The organism is Nocardia sp. Marseille-Q1738 (genome assembly GCF_965283145.1).
This window is the reverse complement of the sequence record NZ_CBDIMS010000001.1, coordinates 734795-747573: the sequence shown is the minus strand read 5'-3', so window position 1 is coordinate 747573 and position 12779 is coordinate 734795. Positions and strand designations below refer to the sequence as shown.

Below are 12779 nucleotides of genomic sequence, written 5' to 3'. Positions count from 1 at the left end.
GTCATGTTACAGAGAAGCCCCGCTCACTCGTCCCGCAGCAGGGGAATAACGGGGGCGAACGCGTCCATCTGGGTGGGGAATACACCGACGTAGGACATCGAGGTGAGTTGCCGCACACGTCGGATCTGCTCGGCGATCTCCTCGAACGTGCCGATCGCCACGTAGGGCGAGTTCAGGATGTCCTCGACGGACAGCTGAACGTCCACCTCCAGGTTCGGGTGCAGTCCCCGGTCCAACGCCGACAGCGCCATCTCCGCCGTCTTCTCGCGATCGTCGGTGATCACGATGGCGGTGATGGCCCAGTTCAGCTCGATGTCGGCGAACCGGTCACCGGCGGCCTCCTTGATCAGATTCACCTTTTCGACGGCCTTCTCCATGGTGATGCCGGAGAGCAGGCCCTTGCCGTTCTTGGTGGTCACCGGAACGACGGAGATGATGTCGGCGTGCTTGGCGGCCAGGCGCAGCATCTTCGGGCCGCCGCCGCCGGTGCAGATCGGCGGACGCGGGCCCTGCCGCGGCCGAGGAGTCCCCTTGACGCCGCGCACCTGGTAGTGCTTGCCCTCGAAGGTGCACTCCTGGCCGCGCAGCAGCACGTCCAGAATGGTCAGCGCCTCGTCCAGCTTCTCCAGCCGGACGCCGGGCGACTCGTAGGGGATACCCGCGTTCTCGAACTCTTCCTTGATCCAGCCCGCGCCGAGGCCGACCTCGAGCCTGCCCTTGGACAGCACGTCGATCGTGGCGAGGTCCTTGGCCAGCACGACCGGGTGGCGGAAACCGTTTGCCAGCACCGACGTTCCGAGCCGGATCCGCTCGGTGGCCTGGGTCAGCGCGCCGAGCGCGGCGATCGGGCCGATCTGCTCGCCGAGGTGGTCCGGCACGACGAAGGTGTCGAAGCCGTACTCCTCGGCCTGCTGGGCGGTCTGGACGAACTTGCGGGCACCGCCCTCCTGCTTGTTTCCCTCGCCGGCCGCCGCGAAGCGGAACGGGCGCAATGGAGTGCCCAGCGCGGTCAACGCAGCATCCGCGTCGCGGCTCGCCGTGGTGGCCGGGGCGGCGGCTTCTGTCATGAACTCATGCTCCTGGCTGTAAGGAAATACGGGCGCGACACCCGTGGCGAGGTCTGCTGCGGCGTTGCCCGGCGTCGCGATCACCAGCGCACTTTACAGCGTGCTGCCGAACTCGAGTTGCGCTTGTCACGCCAACGGGGTGCGGGGTATCTCACTGGCTGTGATTTCTCACGAATGCGCTGGATGCGGCGCGGCCTCGATCAGTCCCACCGCCCAGTCGACCGTCCACTGTGTCGAGGTGGCGCCATCGGGGTCGACGACGAAGCCGTGGTAGAGGGCGTGCACCGGGTTCCCCGCCGCCCGGACCAGCGCGTTCACGCTGCCCACGATGTTCCACGGACTCAGTGCCTCGCGCGGCGCGTCACAGATCAGATCGCCGGGCGCGCAGATGGTGTAGGTGCGGTCGGCGAGCGCGCCGAAGCCCCCTTGACGCGGACCGGTCATCGTGATGCCGGGAACATTCAGCCCCCGCAACGCGACTTCGGCACCCACGCCGGGCGGCGGCGTCCCCACCTGGATCGGCTGACCCGGGCCGGTCTCGCCGGTGCGCCGTCCATCGGCGATCAATGTCACGCCGAGCACCAAGTCGGCGGGCACGGGGCCCTTGCCCGCGCCGATCTGCGCGGCGACGTCACCCGCGATCACCGCGCCCTGGGAGAACCCCGCGAGCACGTAGGTGGTCAGCGGACACTCCTGATGCCGGGCGGCCATGGCATCGACCATCCGCCGTGTGCCTTCGGATCGGCTGTTGTTGTAGGACTGCTGTCCGTCCGGCGGAATCGCGATCGGGTTGGAGAACTGCGCGACATACGGGACGGTGTACACGTCCAACCGCTCCGCCGGGAATCGCTGGGCGACCGGGCCGGAGATGTTGAGCATCAGCGACAACGGGTTGGCGGTCGGGTTGTGTGGGTCGTCGTAGCTGTTCGACTCCCAGGTGCCCGGCACCGAGATCATCTGCACATCGGGGCAACTCGCGGGCTGCGAGGTCGGCCGTTCCGGCGGCTTCGGCCCCGGGGCGGGCGGGCGCAACCGTCCCGCGAGCAAATACCACAGCAGCAGGACGACGAGGACGATCAGCACGAGGACGCCGATCGCGATCAAGCACCCCGCCGGCTTGGACCGGCGGGACGCCGAACTGACACGCGAACTCACTGGCAGTACGTCGCGCGCGCGGTCGAGATGTAGATCTGCCCGGCCTTCTCGACCGGCATCTTCGACGGGTCGAAGGACGGGTCGGAACCGGCCATGGCGTTCACGAAGGTCATCAGATCCTGGTCGGACGCCCCGGCGGCGGTGCCCTGGCAGACGTACGCTCCGATGCTGAGCGCGATGTCCGGGGTGGACGGGGTGACGCCCTGCTTCGCCAGCTCGTCGAGGAAACGCTTGTCCTTGTCGGAGAGCTTCGAGGTATCCGCGGGCGGAACGGCCTCGGTCGGCACCGGCTGCGGACGTTCGGGCGCCTCGGTCGCGGTGGGCTGCTCCGGCGCGGGTGCCGGCTGTGCGGTGTCGGCGGGCGTGGTGGCGGCAGGCGCCTGGGTCACCGTCGTGGTGCGGGTCGGCGCCGGCGTGCTCGTCGCGGTCGAATCATTGTCGCCGCACGCGGCGAGCAGGCCGGTCGCGGCGATCGCCGCAACCACGCCGAATACCTTTCCACGGGTCCGATGCATGAATCCTTGTCCTCCTGTGTTTCGCCCGCTCGGACACGAGCCGGGCCGCGAACGGTGCTCGTAAGACTCGCACCCGACGGGGTTGACACGTCTTGGATCGAGCGGTTGGTGGCTCAGCCTTGAAGAGTACGGACTCGACCGCATCCGCGCTTCGCCCCCTTGGATACCAGCCGAGCCGCGAACCGGGATGCCCGGCCTCGCTTCGCTCACAGCCGGGGGGTGTGGCTGCGGGCTTCAGATCCCGTGAACTTCCGGTTTGCCGTTGCGCACCGTGATGAATCCGGCCTGGAAGTTCTGCTGGACGCCGCCAGGAATGGGAAACTCATCGCTGATCGGATAGCCGAGTTTGCCGTTCTCGTAACCGATCTCGCGCCAGGCATCCAGTACCGGCCCGTTGCGCACCGCCCAGGCCCCCGACAGCGGGCTCCAATAGATGTTGCCGCCCTCGAATCGGCTGAACCGGCCGAGATCCTTCAGCGGTTGCTCCTCGGCGACCGGGAAACCGAGCGGGCTGTTCTCGTAGCCGAGATGGGCGTACCTGCCCAGGATCAAACCCTGGACGCGGTGCACGCCGGTGGACGGACCGTAGTAGAACGGGCCGTTCTCGAACGCCTGCACGGTACCGTCTCGGTGCGGCGTCTTGATTTCCGGCGCGGCCGGATAGCCCGCGGGGCCACGCTCGAACCCTTGCTTGCCCCACTCCTCCAGGATCGCGCCACGGACCACCTGGGCGCCGGTCTGTGGTGTCCAGTACAGCGAACCGTGCTGGAAGGACTGGAACCTGCCCCGTCCGTCCCCGAGTGCGCGCTCGTCGCCCGTCGGCAGTCCCAGCGGCCCGCCGGGGCCCATAGCGGCCTGGTAACCGGCGCCGATCATGCCGCCGACCGGATACGCGCCGCTGCCCGGCACGAAGAACACCCGCCCACCCTTGAAGTCCTGGGCCATGCCGCCCGCCACCGGGTACTCGCCGGTGAGGCACTCGCCGAGCCAGCCGGTCGTCGCGGCCACCGCGCCGATCGCCCCGCCCGTCTGGCAGGCGGGCTTGTCGAGCTCGACGCCGAGCGCGGTCGCGGCCTGCTGCCAGGACTGGCGCATCTCGAAATCCCAGTACGGCCAGGAGTGGGTGCCGGACGGGCGGTAGTTCACCTGCGCCGGAACGGCCAGCTCGGCCAGTTTGGTGACGAAGTTCTGCGACGTCAGCCGGGACAGGATCTCCAGGCCCATGCCCGCGAAGTTGGTGCTCACCCCCGGAATGGCCGAGGCCTGGTCGAAGGGACCGATCGCACCGCTGCCGCTGGAAACATAGAGGCTGACGCCCCTCAGTTTGTCGGCCAGCGCGTACGGGTCGTGTCGCTCCCATTCCGCGCTCGTCGGCGGGCCCCACATGGCGGCCGAGTCGAAACCGCCCGCGTCACGCATGGCGAACTGGATGGCCTGCGGCATGCCCAGCGTCGTCGTGGTCAGGAAACCGGAATAGGACGCGGCGTGCCGCACGAACCCGGGATTGCGCGCGGCGAGGAACATCGCGGCCGTGCCGCCCATCGACAGGCCCTCCATACCCCGCACATCCGATGCTCGCCACTGACTCTCCAGCAGCGGCGGGAGCTCCTTGGTCAGGAAGGTCTCCCACTTGTAGTTGCGGCCGTTGTCCGGCTCGAGCCAGTCGGAGTAGAAGCTGGACTGGCCGCCGACCGGAAGCACGACGGTGACGTTCTTGTCGGCGAAGAATTCGACCGCCCCCGCCTCCTTGGTCCATCCGCTCTCGTCCTCGGTGGCGCGCAGGCCGTCGAGCAGGAACAGCACGGGGAACCGGGCCTCCGGCCTGGCGTTCCAGTCCCTGGCCAGCAGCAGCTGAACTTGGATCGGCGCGCCCATGGACGGCGAGGTCACCCACAGCGCGACGCGACGGTCGCTGAGCCAGTGGACCTTCTGCACGACCGGCGCGGCCGATACCGCGGCGGGCTGCGCGACGACGGGAGCGGCAACCGACAGGCTCGCGGATAGCGGGACCACCAAAGCGGTGGCGAGCAGCATGAGCCGCCCGCGTGCCGAACGAGCGACGAGGCGCTCGAATTTGCCCCAGCTACCGCGCGTTATCCCTGTCACATGAGCTTTGTACTCCGGTTATGGCGGGGTTCATGCGAGACACGCGCTGCACAGCAAACTCTGTTCGCTCCAGTCGGGCCACCCCGAACGCAATTCAGGCCGCACCGAGATCGGTGCGGCCTGAACGCGTCAGGAGTGAATCAGATCACCAGGCGCCGGTGGCGTCCAGGATCATGTTGCGCGAGGCGAACAGCTGGCCCTCCCAGTACTTCCAGGAGTGGGTGCCCGCGGCCGGGAAGTCGAACCGGGCCGGGATACCCAGCGAGTTCAGGCGAACCTGGAACGCGCGGGTGTTCACCAGCGACAGGGCCTCCAGCGCCATCGCGTTGCCGGTGTTGAACACGCCGACCGCCGAGTTCGGCTGGTCGAACTGTCCCGGCAGGCCGCTGGCCGCCGAGATGTACATCGGCAGGCCGCGCAGCTGCGGTGCGAAGACGAACGGGTCCATCCGCAGCCACTGCGGGCTCCACGGAGCCGCCATCGAGTCGACGTTGTAGCGGCCCGCGTCGAGCATGGCGATGCGGATCGCCTCGCGCATGCCCGGGGCGGAGATGTTCAGGTAGCCCGAGTAGGAGGCGGCGAACTTGAACTGGTCGCGATGGTAGGCCGCCAGCGCCAGCGCCGCGCTGCCGCCCATGGACAGGCCGACGACCGCGTTGTTGGTGCGCGAAACGCCGTAGCCCTCCAGGAAGGCCGGGAGTTCCTTGGTGAGGAAGGTCTCCCACTTGTAGGTGGTCTTCTGGCCGTTCAGGTTCGACGGCGCGTACCAGTCGGTGTAGAAGCTGGACTGGCCGCCGACCGGCATCACCAAGGTGATGTTGTCGTTGCCGAACTGCTGCAACGCGTTGGTCTCGAACGACCAGGCGTTGCGGTCGTCGCGGGCACGCAGACCGTCGAGCAGGTAGAGCGCCGCGCTACCACCGCGCGAGGCCCACTGCACCTGCACCTTGATCGGTCCCATGCTGGAGGGAACCATGAGGTCCTCGAAGCCACCCGCGGGCGCCCGCAACACCGGCGCGTGCGCCGACGGGGCCGCGGTGGCGAGGGTCGGGGTCGCCAGTCCGGCGGCGGTCGGTAGCGCCAGTACGGCGGCACCGACAGCCAGAATTCGATTACGCCAACCGCGAGGTGCGCCTCGCCGTCCCGACTGTGTTCTCTTCGGCGCGGCCGCCCTGCCGAAACGCATGAATCCTGCTCTCTTTCTGCTGTTGTGGTGCCAGTCGCCGCCCGTAGGGCGAAGCGGCACCCGTGTTGCCAACGAGACGCGCATCACGGGCACGGTCCCGACTATCCGGTCCTGTGACGGCGCTACAACGATCTGGTCACACTTGCGCTCGCTGGACGATATTCGACGCCCCCCGCTTTAGCAAGGTCGGGCCTTTCCCAGTGGTCGAAATCCCTCCGTTTGCACAAGGTAATGGTGCGGTGACCTTATCGCGTTCGGAGGGTGATGTCGTGTTGGAAGCCAAGATATTTCCGTTCCTGGCGGGAACTGTCACCGACCCGAGATCTTCCCGGAGCGGTCATCCTCGGCGCCGTCGAGTCGGCTCGAATGTGCACCACCAGCCCGAACCGGAATACCTGCCCAGAGACGAAGCCGTGATCAAGGCCGTGATCTGCTGTGATAGCCGCAGCGACTGAAGGGCAAGCGCACCCACTCGGCCGAGCAGCCTCGCGCAGCTACTAACGAGCATTGTCCGTTCGCGGCCCGGCTCCCGTCCGAGCGACCGACGCGCAAGCGGAGATCGCTCGGACGCGAGCCATGAAGGGGCCACGAACACAGCGCCGCGGGCGCTGCAATTGAATTCAGCCGATGTTCGCCGACATGTCCGGAATCATCCGCATGGCCTCGTCGGCCCAGTTGTTCCAGGCGTGAATGCCGAAGGGCGGGAAAGAGTAGACGGCGTTGCCGCCGCCCAGCGTCGCCATTCGGACCTGGAACGCGCGGGTGTTCGCCAATGCCAGCGACTCCAGACCCATGCCGGTGAGCGTGTTGAACGCCACAGGGTCGGTCACCGCAGGCAGGCCACTGGCCGCCGCGATCCACACGCGCGTGCCGTTGCGAACCAGGTTGGGCGCGAAGACGAACGGGTCCATCCGCAGCCACTGCGGACCCCACGGCGGCGCCATCGAGTCGACGTTGTAGCCGCCCGCGTCCATCATGGCCGCGCGAATCGCCTCCCGCATGCCGGGCGCGGAGATATTCAAGTAGCCGGAGAACGAACCGGCATAGCTGAACTGATCGGGGTGGTAGGCCGCCAGGGTCAGTGCGGCGCTGCCGCCCATGGACAGACCGAACGCGCCGTTGCGGTAAGGGCTGAACCCGAGCCGGTCGCGCAGCGCCCACCGCAGGTTCTCGGTCAGGAACGTCTCCCACTGGTAGCGGTAGGTCTTGCCCGGCCCGCCGGCGAACCCGTCGAGCGCCCCGGAGCCGGTGCTCGAGCCGGCGCCGGCCGGGACGCCGAAGAATTCGCTCGGCGCGTTCCAGTCGGCATAGAAGCTCGACATGCCGCCCACCGGCATGACCACGTTGATGTTGTGCCGGGCCAGGACTTCCGGGATGTTGGTCTCGATCTCCCAGCCGTTCAAGTGCTCCGGAGCCCGCATGCCGTCCAGCACATAGGCGACCCGATTGGTGTTGCCGTCCCCGGCGCGCAGAATCCGGGACTTGATCGGTCCCATGGGGGACTCGACCCAGAAGTCGAAGGCGGCGGGGTTGAATGCCGCCGACGCCGGGGCGCCGATACCCGCGATGGTCGTTCCGAGCGGTAACAGCATTGCCACGGCGACACCGAGAACGAACCGCCGCAACCACGAACCGGTTCTACCGGGACCGCGTTTCCAGCGCGCACTTCCCATCACATTCGACCTTTCCCTCGGGCGACCTTCTCGGCAAACATCTAGCGACCTTCACCGGCCCCCTCATCGGACACCGATACCGATGTCAGTCACGAAGTGGACGAATCGACCTCGATGCATGTCGTTCACGTATCAATCGGGAACGAATGCCTTCATGTTGCTGGATAGTGATCCAGTGCACAACCACCGAAGCGTTTCGTCTTCATATTCGTTGCCGAGAAAATCCAGGACTACCGCAGAAAAAGACCGACCGCCCTGTACCAGAGGTACAGGGCGGTCGGTGGTTCGCTACTGGCTGCTTACCCGATGTTCGCGGACAGGTCCGGGATCATCCGGTAGACCTCGTCGGCCCAGTAGTTCCAGTTGTGCACACCCACGGCCGGGAAGTCGTACGTGACATTGCCCGCGCCGAGGGTCAGCATCCGGACCTGGAACGCGCGGGTGTTGGCCAGCGCCAGCGCCTCCAGCCCCATCGCGTTGACCGTGTTGAAGCTCAGGCCGTCCGCCGCGCTCGGCAGGCCGCTGCCCGCGGAGACCCACAGACGGGTGTTGTTGGCCTTCAGCCGCGGCGCGAACACGAACGGGTCCATCCGCAGCCACTGCGGGCCCCATGGCGGCGCCATGGCGTCGATGTTGTAGCCGCCCGCATCCAGCATGGCGACGCGCAGGGCCTCGCGCATGCCCGGCGCGGAGATGTTCAGGTACCCGGAGTACGAACCGGCGTAACGGAACTGGTCGGGGTGGTAGGCCGCCAGGGTGAGCGCGGCGCTGCCGCCCATGGACAGGCCGAACACGCCGTTGCCGTTCGGGTTGAAGCCGAGCCGGTCGCGCAGCGCCCAGCGCAGGTTCTTGGTGAGGAAGGTTTCCCACCTGTAGGTGCTGGTCTTGCCAGGGCCACCCGCGGAACCGGTCAGCAGGCCGGAGCCCGAATTCGCCGAACCGCTGGAGGAGGAGCCGGCGCTGCCGAGACCGAAGAAGTCGCTCGGACCGTTCCAGTCGGCGTAGAAGCTGGATTGACCGCCGACCGGCATGACCACGTTGATGTTCCACTTGGTCAGCTCGCGCGCGACCTCGGTGTCGATCTCCCAGCCGCTCAGGTCGTTACGCGCCCGCATGCCGTCCAGCGCGTACACCACGCGCCCGGTGTTGCCGTCGGCCGCACGGAAAATGCGCGACTTGATCGGCCCCATTTCGGAATCGACCCAGAAGTCGAAGCCGTCCGGATTGAACGCGGCGGACGCCGGGGCGGCAGGGCCTGCCACCGACGCCCCGAGCGGGAGCAGAACAGCCAGCGATACCAGCATGGACCGCTTGAGCCAGGAGCCTGCTCTTCGAGTATTCGGACGACGCCCGATCACGCCTCGCATCAGTTTCAACCTCTCGTTCCACAGCGACAGCGGCAAGCCGTCCATACGGTTACCCTCGCCGATGCCCACGACCGGTGGACGCCACGGCCGGGCCTACGGTCGTAGCCTATATCGGTATCGATGCGCGGGCGTTATCAAAAAGAGATAAAGCGGCGTACGCCACTTTACCGAACTCGCGCGTTGGGGCCCGGCGCAGCGTACTGCGCCGGGCCCATCCGCTTCAGCAATTCAGCGCGGCGCGACCGGTTGCGGGAACGGATCGGCCAGTCCGCAGCGCTGGATCTCGTACTTCGGCACCCGGTCGATGCGGTACTTCGCGAACCGCAGCGCGTGGCGCACGTTGTGCCGGAAACGCTCGAAGGTGAGCGGATCGCGAGAGGAGATCAGCAGCGCCTGGGTGTCCGGGCAGGACATCGCGGTACGCGCCTGGGTCACCCACTTCTCGTCCAGGTACCAGGGCATCCACGGCTTCCTGTCGACCATGCCGGTGTCCACGACGACCCAGTCCGGGTAGAGGCTCTTGTCGTGCCCGATCCGGCCGTCGGTGAGCCGGTCGGTGTGCGCGGCCAGCGGGTAGGCCAGGCCCATCGGGTCGATCACGTGCACGTCCAGCGGGACGTTCATGCTGGTCATACCCAGATTGAGGAAGTAGACCGTGTGCCCGGCGCCGCCGACGGGAATGGGCTGCGGCGGCGGAGCGATGTACCAGAACATGAACGACGGCGAGTTGAGCAGCAGACCGCCGTTCGGGGTGGCCGCGATGTCGTTGACCATCGCGCGGACGCGCGGGTAGTCCAGGTAGTCCTCGGCCAGGATCGGATGGTCGTGACCGGTGTTGAGCACGTAGTAGACGCGCTCGTCCACGATGCCGGTCGAGGTGATCTTGGTACCGGTCTTGATGGCGGTGGTGCTCGCCGCGAACAGCGCCCAGCCCGCGGTGCCGACGAGTGCGACCGCGAGCACCGCGAAGGACCAATCGGCCGTGGTCGCGCGCACACCGCCCGCGGGCACCCGGATCGGAAGCACCGCGACCGGGAGCACGAACAGGAAAAGCTGCGGAAGCAGCATCCGGCCGTGCATGAAGTCGCCGCCGACCCGCAGCGCGTACAAAGTCAGGAGGACCCCGCTGACCAGGACCATGGTGACCACCGCGCCGGGCGACCGCAGCCAATTCCTGACCCGGCCGCCCGCCTCGTCGCGGTCGGCGTGCGCTGTCCGGCCCGCTCGCGCGCGGGCGGCGACCACACCGGCGATCAACAGCACCAGCAGCGGCACCCACAGGAAGTACGGGCCGACCAGATCCCAGAGGTAGGTGAAGCCCTGGCCCCATTTGGCGCCGCCCGCGTCCTTCGCGACAGCGGTGTTCGGGTAGGGCAGGCCGTAGTAACCCATGCGCCAGATCTGATAGCCCATCGGGACCAGCCCGGCCACGGCGACGATCACCGCGCGCAGCACGATCGGGCGCACCCTGCTCTCCGGCATGGGCGCCAGGAAGATCATCAACAGTGCGAAGGCACCGACCAGCGTCATCTCCGGACGAATCAGCGGGGCGAGCCCGGCGAGGAAGACCAGGCCGAGCAGGCCGGGCAGCCGAACCGATTTCGCCTGGCTCCACCGCATCAGCTGCCACCACAGCAGGCCGATCCAGCAGATCACCAGACCGCTCTCCAGTCCGGAGGTGACGTAATCGCGGGCCGGGGGCAGCGCGATGTAGACCAGCACACCCGCGGGCAGCAGCAGCCCGGCGCCGGTCCCGCCCCACAGCCGCGCCGAGCCGAGCATGGCGAACACCACCGCGGCCAGCGACACCGTGAGCGCGACACCGAGCACCACGTACTCGAGCCGCGCCTGGGTCAGCCAGCTGAAGAACCACACCAGATACGTCCAGGCCGTGCTGGTATTCGCTTCGACGCGCTCACCCTTGTTGAAGACGGGGCCGTTGCCCGCCAGCAGGTTACGCACGGTACGCAACACGATGAGGCCGTCGTCGGCGATCCAGCGCCGCTGCCAGCCTCCGATCGCGAAAAGGACGACGGTGAGCGCGATCCCACCGACGAAAGTGGCTTTGGATAGGCGCGCGAAGCGCGACACAGAGCGCGCCGCCTCATCGGCCGGCCGCTCCCCCGCGTATTCCGTTCGCCCCGCTACCAGCATCTCGTCAGGTGAGATAGACAGCGACACCTACCGCTCCGATCCAGGCAATTGCGAGGAACTGCAGGACGCGGTCCCCCAGTGCGATCTCTTCGGGTTCACCGGCCTCGCCCCCATCGACGTCGACCGCGTAACGCAGGATTGCGATGGTAAACGGGATCATCGAGATCGCGAACCACTCGGTGTCGTTCTTGGCGTCCTGCTCGAACGCCCACAGCCCGTAGAACACCACTACCGCTGTCGCGGCGAGCGTCCAGATGAAGCGCAGGTAGGTGGGGGTGTAGTACTCGAGCGACTTGCGGATCTTGGCCCCGGTGCCCAGCGCGATCTGCAGTTCGGCGTAGCGCTTGCCCGCGGCCATGAACAGTGACCCGAAGGCCATGATCAGCAGGAACCACTGCGACAGCGGGATACTCGCCGCCGCGCCGCCCGCCACCGCGCGCAGCAGGAAGCCGGAGGACACGATGCAGATGTCCAGCACCGCTTGGTGCTTGAGGCCGAAGCAGTAACCCAGCTGGATGCCGATGTAGACCGCCATCACCACGGCCAGATGCCACGACGCGAGGAACGAGCCCGCGACCGACCCGGCCAACAGCAGCGTCGAGAGCAGGTAGGCCAGGTTCACCGGGACGACGCCCGCGGCGATCGGCCGGAACCTTTTGGTCGGATGGGCCCGGTCGGCCTCCACGTCGAGCGCGTCGTTGACCAGGTAGATGCCCGAGGCGGCCATGCAGAACACCACGAAGGCGACACCCACATGCGCGAGCACGTCCACATCGGTGGCCGTGCCCGCGGCCAGCGGCGCGGCCAGCACCAGGACGTTCTTGACCCACTGCCGCGGACGGACCGCCTTGAACAGACCACCGGCCAGCGTCTTGGGCGGGCCCTTGACAACGGCCTCGGCTAGGTCGGCGCCGGTCGGCTCTTCACTCATGTCAACCAAGGCTCTTTCTTGTCCGGTCACTATCAAGTCTCTTTTCGGCGGCAAGCAGGGCAGCGGCGGACGCGGCACCGAGCGCGGAACCGGCGAGCACGTCGGAGGGATAGTGCACCCCCAGGACCACTCGGGAAAGCAGCATCGGGGGAACGAGCACCGCAGGCAAGGGTAGCCCGGTCAATCTGCCGAGCAACACGGCCGCCGCCGTAGTCGAGGTCGCATGCGAGGACGGGAAACTCAGTTTGCTCGGCGTTCCGACGTTGACCTGCACCGACGGATCGTTCGGGCGCGGCCTCCGGACCACGCGCTTGATGACGATCGAGGCCGCGTGCGCGCCGACCGCGCCGACCGCGACACCGGCCCACTTCCGCCGCCGCGGCTTGTCCAGCAACCAGCCGGCTGCCGCGATGCCGACCCAGCCGAGCGCGTGCTCGCCGAAGTGCGACATGCCGCGCGCCGCGGACACCACCGCCGGCTTGCTCCCCAGGGCGGCCTGCACGGCGTTGATGATCGCGACCTCGGGCGGCGCCGCCGACGCTTGCGCGGGTTCCGCGTACACCGGGCCGCCGTGGCCGTTCGCGCTCTGCGGCGGCAGGTGCACCGCCGCGTCGTCGGCCGCGCT

10 protein-coding genes are annotated in these 12779 nt (G+C 67.7%); all 10 read right to left on the bottom strand.

The annotated features are described in order from the left end of the window. Positions 1-23 precede the first annotated feature (23 nt). The gene (locus ACWPXK_RS03335) at positions 24-1067 is read right to left on the bottom strand and encodes an LLM class F420-dependent oxidoreductase (protein WP_454195427.1); all 1044 of its coding nucleotides are present in this window, start codon (positions 1065-1067) and stop codon (positions 24-26) included. A gap of 168 nt (positions 1068-1235) precedes the next feature. Next, on the bottom strand, positions 1236-2228 hold the full coding sequence (locus tag ACWPXK_RS03330) for a cutinase family protein (protein ID WP_454195426.1): 993 nt from the start codon (positions 2226-2228) through the stop codon (positions 1236-1238). Then, positions 2219-2737, bottom strand: coding sequence for a DUF732 domain-containing protein (locus ACWPXK_RS03325; protein ID WP_454194517.1), 519 nt, complete (start codon positions 2735-2737; stop codon positions 2219-2221). Before ACWPXK_RS03325 ends, ACWPXK_RS03330 begins: the two co-directional genes overlap by 10 nt. A 234-nt stretch (positions 2738-2971) precedes the next feature. Continuing rightward, positions 2972-4771, bottom strand: coding sequence for an alpha/beta hydrolase-fold protein (locus ACWPXK_RS03320; protein WP_454195425.1), 1800 nt, complete (start codon positions 4769-4771; stop codon positions 2972-2974). A 217-nt stretch (positions 4772-4988) separates the two neighbouring features. After that, positions 4989-6029, bottom strand: a complete 1041-nt coding sequence (locus tag ACWPXK_RS03315; RefSeq protein ID WP_454194516.1) for an alpha/beta hydrolase — start codon at positions 6027-6029, stop codon at positions 4989-4991. Positions 6030-6649: 620 nt separating this feature from the next. Continuing rightward, positions 6650-7702, bottom strand: a complete 1053-nt coding sequence (locus tag ACWPXK_RS03310) for an alpha/beta hydrolase (protein ID WP_454194515.1) — start codon at positions 7700-7702, stop codon at positions 6650-6652. Between the two features lie 299 nt (positions 7703-8001). After that, positions 8002-9069, bottom strand: coding sequence for an alpha/beta hydrolase (locus ACWPXK_RS03305; RefSeq protein ID WP_454195424.1), 1068 nt, complete (start codon positions 9067-9069; stop codon positions 8002-8004). Positions 9070-9297: 228 nt separating this feature from the next. Further along, positions 9298-11223, bottom strand: coding sequence for a flagellar motor control protein ZomB (gene zomB / locus ACWPXK_RS03300; RefSeq protein ID WP_454195423.1), 1926 nt, complete (start codon positions 11221-11223; stop codon positions 9298-9300). A gap of 4 nt (positions 11224-11227) precedes the next feature. Further along, positions 11228-12154 carry a decaprenyl-phosphate phosphoribosyltransferase gene (locus ACWPXK_RS03295; protein ID WP_454194514.1) on the bottom strand — a complete coding sequence of 309 codons (927 nt, stop codon included), beginning with the start codon at positions 12152-12154 and terminating at the stop codon, positions 11228-11230. 1 nt (position 12155) lies between these two features. Beyond that, the gene (locus ACWPXK_RS03290; RefSeq protein ID WP_454195422.1) at positions 12156-12716 is read right to left on the bottom strand and encodes a phosphatase PAP2 family protein; all 561 of its coding nucleotides are present in this window, start codon (positions 12714-12716) and stop codon (positions 12156-12158) included. Positions 12717-12779: the final 63 nt, after the last annotated feature.

Coding starts and splice junctions, on each gene's coding strand:
- zomB (WP_454195423.1), bottom strand. CDS start 11,223: ATGCTGGTAGCGGGGCGAACGGAATACGCGGGGGAGCGGCCGGCCGAT.
- ACWPXK_RS03305 (WP_454195424.1), bottom strand. CDS start 9,069: ATGCGAGGCGTGATCGGGCGTCGTCCGAATACTCGAAGAGCAGGCTCC.
- ACWPXK_RS03315 (WP_454194516.1), bottom strand. CDS start 6,029: ATGCGTTTCGGCAGGGCGGCCGCGCCGAAGAGAACACAGTCGGGACGG.
- ACWPXK_RS03335 (WP_454195427.1), bottom strand. CDS start 1,067: ATGACAGAAGCCGCCGCCCCGGCCACCACGGCGAGCCGCGACGCGGAT.
- ACWPXK_RS03295 (WP_454194514.1), bottom strand. CDS start 12,154: ATGAGTGAAGAGCCGACCGGCGCCGACCTAGCCGAGGCCGTTGTCAAG.
- ACWPXK_RS03320 (WP_454195425.1), bottom strand. CDS start 4,771: ATGCTGCTCGCCACCGCTTTGGTGGTCCCGCTATCCGCGAGCCTGTCG.
- ACWPXK_RS03310 (WP_454194515.1), bottom strand. CDS start 7,702: ATGGGAAGTGCGCGCTGGAAACGCGGTCCCGGTAGAACCGGTTCGTGG.
- ACWPXK_RS03325 (WP_454194517.1), bottom strand. CDS start 2,737: ATGCATCGGACCCGTGGAAAGGTATTCGGCGTGGTTGCGGCGATCGCC.